We start from the raw sequence: 16,172 nt of genomic DNA on the forward strand, positions 1-16,172 counted from the left end.
GCACCCGTCTTTTCATAGGCGAACCCGCTGGACAACCGTCCAGCTGGTTCAGTCATGTCCGTTGGGCCGATGAAGTCCCACAATCCCCCAAGTTGGATCAAAGCCCGGCCCATGGCCGGGCGCCTGTGAGGACGGTGTTGATGACCACGCCGCTGCACCGGGCTGCTGCGCCTTCGGCACAGGGCCTGTATGACCCTGTGGCCGAGCACGACGCGTGCGGCGTCGCCTTCGTGGCGACGCTCCGCGGCACACCCGGACGCGACATCGTTGACGCGGGGCTCACGGCCCTGCTCAACCTGGACCACCGCGGCGCCGTCGGCGCCGAGGAGAACAGCGGAGACGGGGCAGGCATCCTGACCCAGATCCCCGACGCCTTCGTGCGGGACGTGGTCGACGTGGACCTCCCGCCGGCCGGGCACTACGCGATCGGCATGGCCTTCCTCCCGCAGGACGCGGAGGCCGCCGCCGAGGTCGTGCGACAGGTCGAGGCCATCGCGGCCGAGGAACGACTCGTCGTCCTCGCCTGGCGCGACGTCCCCGTCACCGCCGACCTCGTCGGGCCGAGCGCGCGGGCATCCATGCCCACGTTCCGCCAGCTCGTCGTGGCGGACCTGACGCGGGAGCTGTCCGGGCTCGACCTGGACCGACGCACCTATCGCCTGCGCAAGCGCGCCGAGCACGAGCTCGGGCTGTTCTTCGCCTCGCTGTCGTCCCGCACGCTCACCTACAAGGGCATGCTGACCGTCGCGCAGCTCGAGCCGTTCTTCCCGGACCTCTCGGACCCGCGCTATGCGAGCGAGCTCGCCCTCGTCCACTCGCGCTTCTCGACCAACACGTTCCCGTCCTGGCCGCTCGCGCAGCCGTTCCGCATGATCGCGCACAACGGCGAGATCAACACGGTGCGCGGCAACCGCAACTGGATGGCCGCGCGCCAGGGCATGCTCGCGAGCGACAAGCTGGGCGACCTCGCCCCGCTGCTGCCCGTGTGCTCGGAGGGATCGAGCGACTCGGCGAGCTTCGACGAGGTGCTCGAGCTCCTGCACCTCTCGGGCCGTTCCCTGCCCCACGCCGTCCTCATGATGGCGCCCGAGGCCTGGGAGAACCACGCCGAGATGGACCCGGACCGTCGGGCGTTCTACGAGTACCACTCCACGCTCATGGAGCCGTGGGACGGGCCCGCCTGCCTCAACTTCACCGACGGCACCCTCATCGGTGCCGTGCTGGACCGCAACGGGCTGCGCCCGGGGCGCTACTGGGTGACCGAGGACGGCCTCGTCGTCCTGGCCTCCGAGGCCGGGGTCCTGGACCTCGACCCGGCGACGATCGTCCGCAAGGGGCGCCTCGAGCCGGGACGCATGTTCCTCGTCGACACCGGCCAGGGCCGGATCATCGAGGACGAGGAGGTCAAGGGTCAGCTCGCCGCCCAGCGCCCCTACGCGCAGTGGGTCGCCGAGAACTCGGTCTACCTCGAGAACCTGCCCGAGCGCGAGCACGTGGCGCACAGCCCTGCCTCGGTCCAGCGTCGTCAGCGCGCCTTCGGGTACACCGAGGAGGAGCTGCGGATCCTGCTCACGCCCATGGCCAGCACGGGCGCCGAGCCGCTCGGCGCGATGGGGACGGACACGCCCATCGCGGTGCTGTCCAGCCGTCCTCGCCTCCTGTTCGACTACTTCACGCAGATGTTCGCGCAGGTGACCAACCCGCCGCTCGACGCGATCCGTGAGGAGCTGGTCACCTCGATCGGCGGGGCGATCGGTCCCGAGCCGAACCTGCTCGACGACAGCCCGCTGCACGCGCGCAAGCTGATCCTGCCCTTCCCGGTGCTGGACAACGACGAGCTCGCGAAGATCCTGCGCGTCGACCGCGACCCGAGCCTCGAGGGGATCTTCCGGTCCGTCACGGTCAAGGGGCTCTACCCCGTCAGCGGCGGGGGAGAAGCCCTGCACGCGCGGCTCGAGGAGATCTTCGCCGAGGTCGACGAGCACGTCGCCGACGGTGCGAGCTTCATCGTTCTCTCCGACCGCGACTCCAACCAGGAGCTCGCGCCCATCCCGTCGCTGCTCCTGTCGAGCGCGGTGCACCACCACCTGCTGCGCCGGCACACCCGCACCCAGGTCTCGCTCGTCGTGGAGGCCGGGGACGTCCGGGAGGTGCACCACGTGGCGCTCCTCATCGGCTACGGCGCCGCGGCGGTCAACCCGTACCTCGCGATGGAGTCCGTCGAGGACCTCGCCCGGTCCGGGTTCGTCACGGTCGAGCCGGAGAAGGCGGTCAAGAACCTCATCAAGGCGCTCGGCAAGGGCGTCCTGAAGGTCATGAGCAAGATGGGCATCTCGACCATCTCCTCGTACCGCGGGGCACAGGTCTTCGAGGCGCTCGGTCTGTCGCACGAGCTCGTCGCGGACTACTTCGCGGGCACCACGAGCCGGCTCGGGGGCATCGGCCTCGACGTGCTCGCGGCCGAGGTCGCGGCCCGTCACGCCGAGGCCTACCCGGCCTCGGGCAACCACCAGGCGCACGTCCGTCTCACCACGGGCGGCGAGTACCAGTGGCGTCGCGACGGCGAGGAGCACCTGTTCGACCCGGAGACGGTCTTCCGTCTGCAGCACGCGACGCGTGAGCGCCGGTACGACATCTTCCGTCAGTACACGCAGCGCGTCGACGACCAGTCGACGCGACTCATGACCCTCCGTGGCCTCCTGGAGTTCAAGGACGGTCAGCGTCCGGCCATCTCGATCGACGAGGTCGAGCCGGTCAGCGAGATCGTCAAGCGCTTCAACACGGGAGCCATGTCGTACGGCTCGATCTCGGCCGAGACGCACGAGACCCTGGCCATCGCCATGAACCGTCTCGGCGGTCGCTCGAACACGGGCGAGGGGGGCGAGGAGCCGGAGCGTCTGTACGACCCGGAGCGTCGCTCGAAGGTCAAGCAGATCGCCTCGGGCCGGTTCGGTGTCACCTCGGAGTACCTGACCGCGGCGGACGACATCCAGATCAAGCTCGCCCAGGGTGCCAAGCCCGGCGAGGGCGGTCAGCTCCCCGGCCACAAGGTCTACCCGTGGATCGCCAAGACACGGCACTCGACGCCGGGCGTCGGTCTCATCTCGCCGCCTCCGCACCACGACATCTACTCGATCGAGGACCTGGCGCAGCTCATCCACGACGCCAAGAACGCGAACCCGTCGGCGCGCGTGCACGTCAAGCTCGTGAGCGAGTTCGGCGTGGGCACCGTGGCGACCGGCGTGTCCAAGGCGCACGCGGACGTCGTCCTCATCTCGGGGCACGACGGCGGCACGGGCGCGAGCCCGTTGACCTCGCTCAAGCACGCGGGCACCCCGTGGGAGCTCGGCCTGGCCGAGACCCAGCAGACGCTCGTGCTGAACAACCTGCGCGACCGCATCGTGGTGCAGGTCGACGGGCAGATGAAGACGGGCCGCGACGTCGTCGTCGGCGCGCTGCTCGGCGCCGAGGAGTTCGGCTTCGCGACCGCACCCATGGTCGTCTCGGGCTGCGTCATGATGCGCGTGTGCCACCTGGACACCTGTCCGGTGGGTGTCGCGACCCAGAACCCCGAGCTGCGTGCCCGCTTCACGGGCAAGCCCGAGTTCGTCGTGAACTTCTTCGAGTTCATCGCCGAGGAGGTGCGCGAGCACCTGGCGCGCCTGGGGTTCCGGTCGATCGAGGAGGCCGTGGGCCACGTCGAGGCGCTCGACACCCGGCAGGCGATCGAGCACTGGAAGGCCCAGGGGCTCGACCTCGCGCCCGTGCTCGAGAAGCCCCAGCCGCTCGAGGGCTCGTCGCTGCGCAACACGACCACCCAGGACCACGGTCTCGACAAGGCGCTCGACAACCAGCTCATCGCGCTGGCCGCCGACGCCCTGGAGAACCGCGAGCCTGTCCGGATCGCGCTGCCGATCCGCAACGTCAACCGCACCGTGGGGACCATGCTCGGTCACGAGGTGACCAAGCGGTACCGCGGCGAGGGGCTGGCCGACGACACGATCGACGTCTCCCTCACGGGGTCCGCAGGCCAGTCGATGGGGGCGTTCCTGCCCCGCGGCATCACGCTGCGCCTCTTCGGCGACGCGAACGACTACGTGGGCAAGGGCCTCTCGGGCGGACGCATCATCGTCCGTCCGGACCGCTCGGCAGTCCTCACGGGGTCGAGCAACGTCGTGGCGGGCAACGTGATCGGCTACGGTGCGACGTCCGGGCAGATCCTCCTGCGCGGGCTCGTGGGCGAGCGCTTCGCGGTCCGCAACTCCGGGGCGACCTTGGTCGTCGAGGGAGTGGGCGACCACGGGCTCGAGTACATGACCGGCGGTTCGGTGCTGATCCTCGGCCCGACCGGCCGCAACCTCGGCGCGGGCATGTCCGGAGGGACGGCCTACGTGCTGGACCTGCGGCCCGCGGCCATGAACACCGCTGCGGTCGCGACGGGCGAGCTCCTGCTCGACCCGCTCGACGACGTCGACGCGGCTCTCGTCGAAGGTCTGGTCCGTACGCACCTGGAGGAGACGGGCTCGACCGTCGCGGCCGAGCTGCTCGAGGACTTCGACGCTGCGCGTGCTCGCTTCACGCGCATCCTGCCTGCCGAGTTCGCCCGTGTGCGCAAGGCGCTCGCGCAGGCCGAGCTCGACGGGCTCGACCCCGCCGCCCCGGGCGTGTGGGACCAGATCTTGGAGGTGGCTCGTGGCTGATCCCCGTGGATTCCTGAAGGTGCGGGAGCGCGAGCTCCCGCCCAACCGTCCGGTCGAGGTGCGTCTGCGCGACTGGCGCGACGTGCACGAGCACCTGGTCGAGGGGCAGCCGTTCCTCAAGGAGCAGGCGGGCCGCTGCATGGACTGCGGCATCCCGTTCTGCCACCAGGGCTGCCCCCTCGGGAACCTGATCCCCGAGTGGAACGACCTGGTCTGGCGCGACCAGTGGGCCGAGGCGAGCGAGCGGCTGCACGAGACCAACAACTTCCCGGAGTTCACGGGACGTGTGTGCCCGGCACCGTGCGAGTCGAGCTGCGTGCTCGGCATCAACCAGCCGGCCGTGACCATCAAGAACGTCGAGGTCTCGATCATCGACGAGGCGTTCGCCCGCGGGCTGGTCACGCCGCAGGTGCCGCAGCGTCTGACGGGCTCGACGGTCGCGGTCGTCGGTTCGGGGCCCGCCGGCCTGGCCGCGGCCCAGCAGCTGACGCGCGCCGGTCACACGGTCGTCGTCTACGAGCGTGACGCCGCGATCGGCGGCCTGCTGCGGTTCGGCATCCCGGACTTCAAGCTCGAGAAGCTGCACATCGACCGCCGCCTGGCGCAGATGGAGGCCGAGGGCACTCGTTTCCGTCCGGGCGTCGAGATCGGTGTGGACATCACCTGGGACGAGCTGCGGCGCCGCTTCGACGCCGTGGTCCTCGCGACCGGCGCCACGGTCCCGCGCGCCCTCCAGGTCCCGGGCAACGACCTCCCCGGCGTGCACTTCGCCATGGAGTTCCTGCACCAGGCCAACACGGTGGTCGCGGGCGGCGTGGTCGAGGACCAGATCCTCGCGACGGGCAAGAACGTGATCGTCATCGGTGGCGGCGACACCGGCTCCGACTGCCTGGGCACCTCGCTCCGGCAGGGGGCGGCGAGCGTCACGACGCTCGCCATCGGCAAGAAGCCGCCGCTCGAGCGCTCGGCCACGCAGCCCTGGCCGACCGACCCGATCCTCTTCGAGGTCTCCTCCTCGCACGAGGAGGGTGGCGAGCGGGCCTACCTGGCCTCGACCGTCGACTTCCTCGCGGGCGAGGACGGCCGGGTGCGTGCCCTGCGCGTCGCCGAGACCGAGTACCTCCCGGACGGGCGGCGCGTCCCGAAGGCCGGCACCGAGAAGGAGATCCCTGCCGATCTCGTGCTCGTGGCCATGGGCTTCACGGGACCGGAGACGCAGACGCTCTCGGAGCAGTCGGAGATCGGCCTCACGGCGCGCGGCCTGGTCGCGCGCGGCGACGACTTCGCGACCACCGTGCCCGGCGTGTTCGTCGCCGGCGACGCGGGACGCGGGCAGTCGCTCATCGTGTGGGCCATCGCCGAGGGCCGGGCCGCAGCAGCGTCGGCCGACGCGTACCTGCAGGGGCGCACCGAGCTCCCCGCCCCGGTGCGCGCTTCGACCGTGTCGCTGAGAGCATGACAAGAGTGTGAGACGCGCCCCGGCGTCCGTGAGGACGTCCGGGGTGGAGACGGGGCCCAGGCAGGGGCCCGAGGCGGTCCGGTTCCGCCGGACACGAAGGAACAACGAGGCTGGAGAAATGCGCAGAGCAAAGATCGTTTGCACCATCGGACCCGCGACCGAGTCGAAGGAACAGCTCCGGGCGCTCGTCGACGCCGGGATGGACGTGGCGCGGATCAACCGCAGCCACGGCAGTGCCGAGGAGCACGAGGCCGTCTACCACGGCGTGCGCGAGGCCGCAGCGGCGTCGGGCCGTTCCGTGGCCGTGCTCGTCGACCTCCAGGGGCCCAAGATCCGCCTGGGTCGCTTCGGCGGCGACGAGAAGCACTGGCTCAACGAGGGCGACATCTTCACCATCACGACCGAGGACGTCGTGGGCACCAAGGAGCTCGTCTCCACGACCCACAAGGGCCTCCCCGGGGACGCGCGTGTCGGCGACCCGATCCTGATCGACGACGGCAAGGTGCTCGTCCGCGTCACCGAGGTCGAGGGCCCCCGGGTCGTCACCCGTGTCGAGGTGGCCGGACCGGTCTCCAACAACAAGGGTCTGAACCTGCCGGGTGTCGCGGTCTCCGTGCCGGCGCTGTCCGAGAAGGACCGCGACGACCTGCGCTGGGCACTTCGCCTCGGTGCGGACATCATCGCGCTGTCGTTCGTCCGTTCCGCGGCCGACTTCGACGACGTGAAGTCGATCATGGACGAGGAGGGCCGCTCGGTCCCCGTCATCGCCAAGATCGAGAAGCCGCAGGCCGTCGAGAACCTCGCGGAGATCATCGACGCGTTCGACGGTGTCATGGTCGCCCGTGGTGACCTCGCGGTCGAGCTCCCGCTCGAGCAGGTCCCGCTCGTGCAGAAGCGCATCGTCGAGCTCGCTCGTCGCAACGCCAAGCCGGTCATCGTCGCGACGCAGGTGCTCGAGTCCATGACGAACTCGCCGCGCCCCACGCGCGCCGAGGCGTCGGACTGCGCGAACGCGGTCCTCGACGGGGCCGACGCCGTCATGCTCTCGGGCGAGACGAGCGTGGGCGACTTCCCGATCCTGACGGTCCAGACCATGGCCCGCATCATCGAGGCGACCGAGGAAGCGGGCCGTGAGCGCATGGCACCGCTCGGCTCGACCCCGCACACGCGTGGTGGCGCCATCACGCGTGCCGCAGCCGAGATCGGTGAGGTCCTGGGTGCGAAGTACCTCGCGACCTTCACGCAGTCGGGCGACTCGGCGCGACGCATGTCGCGTCTGCGCTCGTCGATCCCGCTGCTCGCGTTCACGCCGCGCGAGCACGTGCGCAACGTCCTGTCGCTCACGTGGGGCACCCAGTCGTACCAGGTGCCCGAGGTCGCGAACACCGACGCGATGGTCGGTCAGGTCGACACGACCCTCCAGGCCAACGGCCTCGCCGAGGTCGGCGACCTCGTGGTCGTCGTCTCGGGCGCCCCGGTGGGCCAGCCCGGCACGACGAACTCGATCCTCGTGCACCGGATCGGTGACAGCACGGACGTCTGATCCGCGCTGACCGCTCGACGAAGGCCCCGGTGGCCGGCCGCGCTCCTCGCGCGACCGGCCACCGGGGCCTCGTCGTAGCGGAAGGGCTGCCGGCGCCTGGGCGAGCATCCACCGAGGAAGCCCGAGAATTACCTGGGGACCTGGTCTGCGCAGCGGCTAGTCTCCCCGGATGCGCACCCTTCCCTCGGCCCTCGACCCCGCGGTGGTCGCCTCGATCGACGACCGCCTCGAGACCCTCGTGGTGACCGAGCACTTGGCGATCCCGTGGGCGGTCGAGAGCGGGAGCCGGGCGTGGGGCTTCCCCTCGCCGGACAGCGACTACGACTGCCGGTTCGTCTACGTCCGCGCTCCCGAGGACTACCTCGGGCCGTGGCCGCGCCGCGACGTCCTGGAGACCCCGCTCGACGCCGTCCTCGACGTCAACGGGTGGGACCTCGTCAAGGCGGTGCAGCTCCTGGTGAAGGGGAACGCGACGATCGTCGAGTGGTTGGAGTCGGGGATCGTGTACCGCGGCGACGAGGGCTTCCGGGACGGTCTGCGGGCGCTCGCCTCCGACGTGGTCGACCGTGACGCCCTGGTCCGGCACTACGTGCACCTGGGCCGTGGCCAGCGCGAACGGTGGGAGGGCAGCGAGGTCTCGCTCAAGAAGGTCTTCTACGCGCTGAGGCCCGCCGCGGTGCTGCGCTGGCTGCGTGCCCACCCGGACGCAAGCAGCCCGCCGCTCGACCTGCGTACCCTGCTCGCGCAGGGAGAGACCTCGACGGCCTTGCAGGACGCCGTCGGGGAGCTCGTCGCGCTCAAGGCCGTGACCCGCGAGATGGGGACAGGGGCGGCCGGCGCCGTGATCGGCCGGTTCGTGACGGAGGAGCTCGAGCTCGCGCACGACGGATCGGGCAGCCCAGGGGAGCGGTCTTCCCGGGCCGAGGCGCGCGAGCGCGCCGAGGACTACTTCAGGGCGGCGGTCATGACGTTCGGGCGAGGCACCGTTCTCGCCGGGTGACCACTTCGGGGCACCGTGGTGCCCTTGTCAGGCCCCGAGCGCCAGGTGCACCGCGAGCGCGAGGATCACCAGGCCGCCCACGGCAGCGGTGACGCGCTGGCCGGTGTCGTTCGTCAGGGCGCGACCGAGCACCGCGCCACCACCGGCGACGAGCATCTGCCAGCTCGCGGACGCGACGAACGCCGCGAGCACGAAGACCGCTCGTTCCGCGCCCGTCGCGTCAGGGCTCAGGGCGCCACCGGCCACGAGGACGGCGAAGTAGATCACGGTCGCGGGGTTGACCAGGGTGAGGCCGAGCAGCGTCGCATAGGCGCGCACGGGAGTGGTGTCGCCGGTTGCCGGACGGGGCGTGGCGCCGTCGGGCAGGACGCGCTGGAGCGCAGGGCGGAACGTGCGCCACGCGAGGAAGGCGAGGACCGCGACCGAGGCCCAGGTGAGCGGCGTGCGGACGGCAGCGACGAGCGGGGCGACGACCGCCCCCGCGACGACCGCGACCGTCGCGTAGATGCCGTCGGCCGTCGCGGTGCCGAGGCCCGCGGCAGCGCCGACCGCGAACCGGGTGCGCGCGGTGAGCGTCACGAGGTAGACGGCGATCGCGCCCACCGGGATGGCGATCGCATAGCCCGCGACGAGCCCGGCGACCAGCGCGCCCGTCATGGCACCGGGTGCGGTCGCTGGGGCCGGAACTCCTGCTGCCTGCCCGCTGGTCGCGTGGTCGCGGCGGGCAGCGGCAGGGCGAGGGGCGTCGTCGGCATGGATCGAGGATCGCGCGCAGGGCGGGGGAGGTCAAGGGATATCGCCTCGCCGCGCGAGGTCCGGCACCCGGTCGGACCGGCGCGCACAGGCGTGTCGGGCGCGCGGCCAGCGCCGCGGGACGTCAGCCGAGGAGGGCTGCGGCGGCCACGGCCCCCACCAGGGCGCCGAGCACGAGGCCCGTCACGACCTCGCGGCGAGAGTGGTCGTGCACCGCGAGGCGGGAGAGCCCGACGACGACGGCAACGGCCAGGAGCCCGGCCGCGAGCCACCACGACAGGGCCGTCGAGACGCCGGCAGCGACCGAGAACACGGCCGTGTGCACCGAGGCGCGCACGAACGGGGTGACCAGGGCGATCGCGACGATCCCCGCGAGGTAGGCCGCGAGGAGCCGGGGGAGCAGGGGTGGGGACCCGACGAGGTGCAGGACGAGGATCGCCGAGACCTCGATGACGACGAGCCCCGCGAAGACCACGAGGCGCTGGGCCCTCGGGCGCACGTGACGGGACTCCAGGACCTTGGCCCGCGCGAGCCCGTGGACGAACAGGTAGGGCAGTCCGCCGCAGAGCAGGACCGCGAGCACGACGTAGGGCGCGCCGCCGAGACCGGGCGACGCGTACAGGGCCGCGGCCAGGACGAGCGCCGCGACCGTGTAGCCCGGCGCGAGGACCTCCGTCACGACGACGGCCCAGCGGGGCGGGGTGGCGACGGAGGCTTCGGTCGGCGGCGTCATCGCAGCTCCTGCTCGGGGCCGAGGACGCCCGCGAGCACGATCGCGCGCTTCTCGCTCGTCTGCTCGCGGAACGCCCTGCCCAGGTGACGCAGGGCGTGGTCGTCCTCTGCCCAGGCGCTCCAGTCCGCGGGGACGTCCGGTCGCTCGTCCATGCCGCGCCGGGTCGCGGCGACGTCGATCTGCAGTGCCCGCAGCACGGGCTCGGGGGCCTCGCCGACCAGCGACCGGACCTGCGCGGCGTCGCGCGGGGCCGAGTACCTGGCCAGGGTCGCGAGCGCGTCCATGATCTCGATGGTCCGGTGGTACTCGGCGACCTCGGGTCGCACTGCCGGAAGGCGGGACTCTGCGACGGCGTCGACCAGGTGGGCGTGCAGGGCGCCCAGGTCGGCCTGTCGTCGTCGCCGGGTCCGCGCAGCCGAGAGCAGGTGGCCCATGATCCCGAGCGTGAGCAGGATGCTCGACGCCGCGATCAGGTACCGCGTGCGGATCCCGAGGACCCGGTACTGCTCGACCGCCCCCGGCTCCTGCAGGACGATGTTGACGGCGCTCAGGAGTGCCCACAGCACCCCGACGAACGCCCCCGCGGCAGCGAGGTCCATGCCCCAGCGGTCGCTTCGGGGTCGGTCCTGCCGGTTCCGGACGGTCGAGACGCCGAACGTCGCCGTGGCCCAGAGGAACGCCCCGTAGTACGCGGCCCAGTACAGGGTCATCCAGGGCTTGCCGCCGGTCTGCAGGTCGAAGTCCTGCCGCTCCCACGGGCCGTTGAGCGCGAAGACGAGCACGAGCACCCCGACGACCCCGACGATCCCCGAGGCGAGGTACGCCGGACGAGGTCGACGTCCCTGGGTGCCCTGGACCCACGCCGCGATGCACAGGCAGCCGGCGACGAGCAGCGCGTGCTTGGCGAGCTCGTGGGCGCCCGCGGGCGCGTGCTCGAGGAGGAACGACTCGACCTGGGTGATGCGCAGCGCCGAGGCAGCGGCCACGAGCGCGAGCCCCCAGGTCAGGGCGTAGTCCCCGCGGTGCTGCGAGCGGTGGCGCAGAGCCGTCCAGAGCGCGGCCCCGGCGAAGAGCGCGCAGGCGAGCAGGGTCACCGGTAGCGCTCCATGCCGGCGAGGCGGTGTGCGACACCACCCGTGGCCTCGATCGACATCATGAGCTCGCTCGCGATCGACTCGGCGCGGTGCTCGACCGGGTCCTCGTAGCGGTTGCGCCGCTGGGGTCCGGGCGGCGGGGCGTCGGGGTCGTCGCACGCGTCGAGGATGTGGACCAGCTCGTGCGCGATGATGTGGTGCCGGTGGCGCTCGGACAGGGTCGCCTCGGAGTTGACGATGATCTTCTCGCCGTCGGGCATGCTGAGCCACATCCCCGAGATCCCCTCGCCCAGAGGGCCGTCGACGACGTCGATGGGCCGCTCGCGCAGGGTCGCGACGATGCGCCGGGCGTCGTCGATGCTGCGGGCTCGGTCGAGGCCTGCCGCGGTCAGGCGGGTGCGGTGATCGTTCACGGCTCGTCGACGGGATCGACGGCCGGGAGCGACTGCATCCGACGCATCTGGTCCAGGAGCTGGGTCACGGCGCGCACGTTCTCGGCGGACAGGCCCTCCGCGCGCAGCGCGAAGGCCTCGACGCCGTGGTCGTTGAGGGCGAGCCGGAGCTCCTTCTTGGGGTCTTCTCCCGTGTCGAGGAGGTCCTTGGGCTCGACACCGAAGTACGCGGCGAGGCCCTCGATGATGCGCAGCGAGGGCGAGGTGCGGTGGCCGCCGCGGAGCGCGCTGAGGTAGGCCTCCTTGACGGCATAGCCGTGCTCGGTCATCCAGTTCGCGACCTCGCGGTTGGTCGCGCCGCGTCCGGCACGCTGTCGGGTCGCGAAGAGCTCGTTGAGTCGGTGCTGAAAGGCGCGGCTGAGCCGCTCGCCCGGCGGGTTCTCGTGTGTCGTCACCTCTTGATTGTCCCAGGAACGGGCGGGTGCTGGTGGCATTGCGCAGCGAGAGATTCCTCCGGCCCGACGGCGACGGCTCGCCGCAGGCGGCCGGGCGTCGCACGGTCCTGGGCTGGGGGGACGCACGTGGGGTGCGGACGAGGAGCGGGGACGCGGTCCGTGACGATGTGGTGCAGTTCACATGAGAGCTCTCTCATCTGGCGGCACTTCGACCTCGGTGCCACTTTGCCGTCAGTAGAGTACGGGTGTCGTCGCTCGAGACGGTCGAGGCCTTGGGGGTCGTGCGTCCCGTCCGAGCGCGCCCGCGCGGCGCTTCCGGGGGAGCAGGGGGTCCCCGGAAGACGCCGCTGTCGGTTGAGCGCGAGCTCCCGCGGCGGCTGCCTGGCCCGTGTCCAGGCAGCGAACCCTGCCGCCGTCCCCACCAGTGCTGTCGTCGCGCGGCCGTGCGCCCGGCTCTGCTCGACCCGCTCCGTGGGGCGACAGTTTGTGCGCCAGAACCGACAGGTTATGCAAAGCGGCTCGGTGCCCCGTCGAGCGTGGGCTGTGATGAGTTCGTTACCAGTCGCCCTCGGGCGCCACCCACCGTCGTCGGGCGTCGCAGCCCCGCGCGGAGGTGGTCGCGACCCGGGACGTCGTCCACGCCGTGCCCGCACCGAGGGTGAGGGCGAGCGGCCTCGTCCCCGCGACAGCTCGTGGACAGTCGAAGGAGACACGCAGGTGGACAGACTGAACGGCATCAGGGAGACGCGCGTGCTCAGGTCGTGGAACGACTTCTCGGAGAGGCGTCCGGCCGTCGCGCAGTTCGTCGTCTTCTCGCTCCTGAGCACCGGCATGACCGTGCTCCAGCTGGCGCTCATGCCGCTGATCAAGTGGATCTTCACCATGACACCGCTCGTGGAGCAGTCGTTCCAGGCGTTCGCGGTGAGCACGAACGCCGACGGCTCGACGTTCTACATCTTCGACTACGCGGCGGGGGCGCTGCCGGACGGCGGCGGAGGGCTCGCCTACTTCCTGGCGGTGCAGATCACGCTGCTCGTCGCCCAGGTCATCAACTTCTTCGCCCAGCGCAACATCACGTTCAAGTCCCGCACGAACATCTGGCGCGCAGCGGCCTGGTACACGGTCGCGTACGTCGTCATCACCTTCGCCGCCGCGGCGCTCCAAGGGTTCTACAAGGACCCGATCTACCAGTTCATGGTCGACCGCTGGGGCAGCACCGGGGAGGCCGGGGCCGACGTCGTCACGATGATCGTCAACGCGCTGATCTCGGTCGTCGTGTACTTCCCGATCCTCAAGATCATCTTCAGGCAGGAGCCCGGCACGGGCGGTGACGGCGACGCCGGCCCGGTGCCGGACGCCGTCGGGCGGGTCCCCGCCCACGCGAGATAGTCCCGACCCGGACGCCAGGTCGTCGCGGGCCGTCCGGGCGACCAGGCGAGACAGAACCACACCAGTACACCCGCGAGCCGCACACGTGCCGCGGGGCGAACGGAAGCAGACCATGACGGAAGAACTGACGACGCTCGAGAAGGCCGCACTCCTGAGCGGGGAGAGCGTCTGGGAGACACGTGCGGTACCGCGGCACGGGATCCGGACGCTGTGGCTGTCCGACGGGCCTCATGGCGTCCGCAAGCAGACGGGCTCGGCCGACCACCTCGGTCTCGGCGCCTCGCAGCCCGCGACCTGCTTCCCGACCGCGGCCACGGTCGCCAACAGCTGGGACCCCGAGCTCGCGCGGTCCGTGGGCGAGGCGCTCGGTGCCGAGGCCGCCGACCAGGGGGTCGACGTGCTCCTCGGCCCGGGGCTCAACGTCAAGCGCAGCCCGCTGTGCGGGCGCAACTTCGAGTACTTCTCCGAGGACCCGCTGCTCTCGGGGCGCCTCGCGGCAGGCTACGTGCGCGGCATCCAGTCGCGCGGCGTCGCGGCCTGCCCCAAGCACTTCGCGGCCAACAGCCAGGAGCTGCGCCGCATGACGAGCGACTCCGTGGTCGACGAGCGGACGCTGCGCGAGATCTACCTGACGGGCTTCGAGGTCGTCGTCCGTGAGTCCGCGCCCTACTCGATCATGTCGAGCTACAACCTGCTCAACGGCACGTACGCCAACGAGAACCCGTTCCTGCTCCAGCAGGTCCTGCGCGACGAGTGGGGGTTCGACGGCGCAGTCGTGACGGACTGGGGCGGCGGCAACGACGCGGTCGAGGCCGTGCGTCGGGGCGGCACGCTCGAGATGCCGTCGCCCGGGCTCGACTCCGCGGCGCAGATCGTGGCCGCGGTCGGCCGCGGCGACCTCGACATGACCGACCTCGACGCGCGGGTCGAGGAGCTGAAGGTCCTCGTGAGCCGGATCGGGGGAGCCGGCCGCGAGGTCGACCCGGACGCCCACCACGAGCTCGCGCGCACGGCGGCCGAGCAGAGCGCTGTGCTGCTGCGCAACGAGGACCACGTCCTGCCGCTCGCCGCGGGCACCCGGGTCGCGGTCGTGGGTGACTTCGCCTCGACGCCTCGCTACCAGGGGGCCGGGTCCTCGGTCGTCAACCCGACCCGGCTCACGACGGCGCTCGACGCGCTCGCAGGCTCCGACCTCGAGGTCGTCGCGACCGCGCAGGGCTTCACGCGCGGCGGGGCGTCGGACCCGGCACTCGTCACCGAGGCCGTCGACGCGGCCAGGTCGGCCGACGTCGTCCTGCTCTACCTGGGTCTCGACGAGATCAGCGAGTCCGAGGGCCAGGACCGCTCGCACCTGCGGCTCCCCTCGAGCCAGGTCGAGCTCCTGGCACGGATCTCCTCGGTCACGAGCCGGATCGTCGTCGTCCTCAGCGCGGGGTCGGTCGTCGAGGTGCCCTGGCTCTCGCAGTGCTCCGCCCTGGTCCACGGCTACCTCGGCGGGCAGGGCGGTGCCGAGGCCGTGGTCCGGGTGCTGACCGGTGCGGTGAACCCGTCCGGTCGCCTCGCGGAGACGTACCCCGTCAGGCTCGAGGACACCCCGACCTACCGCTACTACCCGGGCGAAGGGGTCGACGCCGAGTACCGCGAGGGCCCCTACGTCGGGTACCGCTACTACTCGAGCGTCGGCGCGCCGGTGGCGTTCCCGTTCGGGTTCGGGCTGAGCTACACGACGTTCGCGTACGCGGACCTCGAGGTCGACGCCGAGGGCGTGACGTTCACCCTGACCAACACGGGGGACGTCGCGGGAGCCGAGGTCGCACAGCTGTACGTGGGGCGGCGGGGGACCGACGGCGTGCACCGCCCTGTGCGCGAGCTCAAGGGCTTCGCGAAGGTCCACCTCGAGCCGGGGGAGTCGCAGCGCGTGCGCATCGCGTTCGACCGGTTCACCTTCCGGCACTTCTCGACGGCGACGGGAACCTGGGAGACCGAGGGCGGCACGTGGACCCTCGAGGTCGGGTCCGACGTCGAGACCGTGCTGCTCTCGGCCGAGCACGTCCTGACCGGGACAGCCCCCGGGGCCACGGTCCCGGCCGTGCCGCAGCAGTACCGGACCGGTGAGGTCACCGACGTGCCCGACGACGCGTTCGCCTCCTTCCTGGGGCGCCCGCTGGCCGCGCGGGGCCGGGCGACCGGACCGCTCGGGGTCAACAGCCCCCTGTCGGACCTGGAGCACGCGCGCAGCCCCCTGGCCCGGGTCGCCTACCGTGAGCTGGCGCGACGGATCGCTCGCGCCGAGGCCAAGGGCACCCCTGACCTCAACCTGCTGTTCCTGCGCGGGATGCCGTTCCGTGCCATCGCGAAGATGACCAACGGTGCCGTGAGCATGGACATGGCCGCCGCACTCGTCACGATCGTCAACGGCCGCTTCTTCCGGGGCACCGGAGACCTGGTCTCGGCGTTCTTCCGGAACCGGCGGAGCACCCGCTGGATGCGCGCCGAGCTGGCCCGCCGGTGAGCGGCGTGAGCGGGGCGGACCCCGCGTCGGCCCGGACGCCGTCCGGGGGGCGGTCGTCGTTGTTCGGTCGGTTGCGTGGGTGGTGGTCGGGGTTCGTGGAGCGTCGGCCGGGGTTGGCTCAGTTCTTGGTGTTCTTCGTGCT

Annotated in this window: 11 protein-coding genes; 6 read left to right on the forward strand and 5 right to left on the reverse strand. The window is 71.6% G+C overall.

The genetic code is table 11. The features are described 5' to 3' along the window. Positions 1 to 140: 140 nt before the first annotated feature. The 4 genes from gltB to H9641_RS14180 all read left to right on the forward strand — a co-directional run bounded on the left by gltB (position 141) and on the right by H9641_RS14180 (position 8,702). Complete coding sequence (gene gltB / locus H9641_RS14165; protein ID WP_191804823.1) at positions 141 to 4,700, forward strand: glutamate synthase large subunit; 4,560 nt, start codon at positions 141 to 143, stop codon at positions 4,698 to 4,700. Further along, positions 4,693 to 6,159, forward strand: coding sequence for a glutamate synthase subunit beta (locus tag H9641_RS14170; RefSeq protein ID WP_191804825.1), 1,467 nt, complete (start codon positions 4,693 to 4,695; stop codon positions 6,157 to 6,159). Before gltB ends, H9641_RS14170 begins: the two co-directional genes overlap by 8 nt. Before the next feature lie 118 nt (positions 6,160 to 6,277). After that, complete coding sequence (gene pyk / locus H9641_RS14175) at positions 6,278 to 7,702, forward strand: pyruvate kinase (RefSeq protein WP_191804846.1); 1,425 nt, start codon at positions 6,278 to 6,280, stop codon at positions 7,700 to 7,702. 169 nt (positions 7,703 to 7,871) lie between these two features. After that, a complete protein-coding gene (locus H9641_RS14180; RefSeq protein ID WP_191804849.1) occupies positions 7,872 to 8,702 on the forward strand; it encodes a nucleotidyltransferase domain-containing protein in 831 nt (276 codons plus the stop codon). A gap of 27 nt (positions 8,703 to 8,729) precedes the next feature. Here the strand turns inward: H9641_RS14180 and H9641_RS14185 are convergent, their stop codons facing one another. The 5 genes from H9641_RS14185 to H9641_RS14205 form a co-directional block, all read right to left on the reverse strand. Beyond that, the gene (locus tag H9641_RS14185; RefSeq protein ID WP_191804850.1) at positions 8,730 to 9,359 is read right to left on the reverse strand and encodes a LysE/ArgO family amino acid transporter; all 630 of its coding nucleotides are present in this window, start codon (positions 9,357 to 9,359) and stop codon (positions 8,730 to 8,732) included. 220 nt (positions 9,360 to 9,579) lie between these two features. Beyond that, a complete protein-coding gene (locus H9641_RS14190) occupies positions 9,580 to 10,188 on the reverse strand; it encodes a hypothetical protein (protein ID WP_191804852.1) in 609 nt (202 codons plus the stop codon). Then, entirely contained in the window at positions 10,185 to 11,282 is a 1,098-nt protein-coding gene (locus H9641_RS14195) for a DUF6545 domain-containing protein (protein WP_191804854.1), read from the reverse strand. The genes H9641_RS14190 and H9641_RS14195 overlap by 4 nt, the downstream gene beginning before the upstream one ends. After that, on the reverse strand, positions 11,279 to 11,695 hold the full coding sequence (locus tag H9641_RS14200) for a hypothetical protein (protein ID WP_191804856.1): 417 nt from the start codon (positions 11,693 to 11,695) through the stop codon (positions 11,279 to 11,281). Before H9641_RS14200 ends, H9641_RS14195 begins: the two co-directional genes overlap by 4 nt. Next, on the reverse strand, positions 11,692 to 12,129 hold the full coding sequence (locus H9641_RS14205; protein WP_191804858.1) for an XRE family transcriptional regulator: 438 nt from the start codon (positions 12,127 to 12,129) through the stop codon (positions 11,692 to 11,694). The genes H9641_RS14200 and H9641_RS14205 overlap by 4 nt, the downstream gene beginning before the upstream one ends. 717 nt (positions 12,130 to 12,846) lie before the next feature. Here H9641_RS14205 and H9641_RS14210 point away from each other — a divergent pair. Together H9641_RS14210 and H9641_RS14215 are read left to right on the forward strand one after the other, a co-directional pair. Continuing rightward, on the forward strand, positions 12,847 to 13,518 hold the full coding sequence (locus tag H9641_RS14210) for a hypothetical protein (RefSeq protein WP_318244597.1): 672 nt from the start codon (positions 12,847 to 12,849) through the stop codon (positions 13,516 to 13,518). A 112-nt stretch (positions 13,519 to 13,630) separates the two neighbouring features. Beyond that, a complete protein-coding gene (locus H9641_RS14215) occupies positions 13,631 to 16,030 on the forward strand; it encodes a glycoside hydrolase family 3 C-terminal domain-containing protein (RefSeq protein WP_191804860.1) in 2,400 nt (799 codons plus the stop codon). Positions 16,031 to 16,172: the final 142 nt, after the last annotated feature.

The organism is Oerskovia merdavium (assembly GCF_014836755.1).
Classification (GTDB): Bacteria; Actinomycetota; Actinomycetes; order Actinomycetales; family Cellulomonadaceae; genus Oerskovia; species Oerskovia merdavium.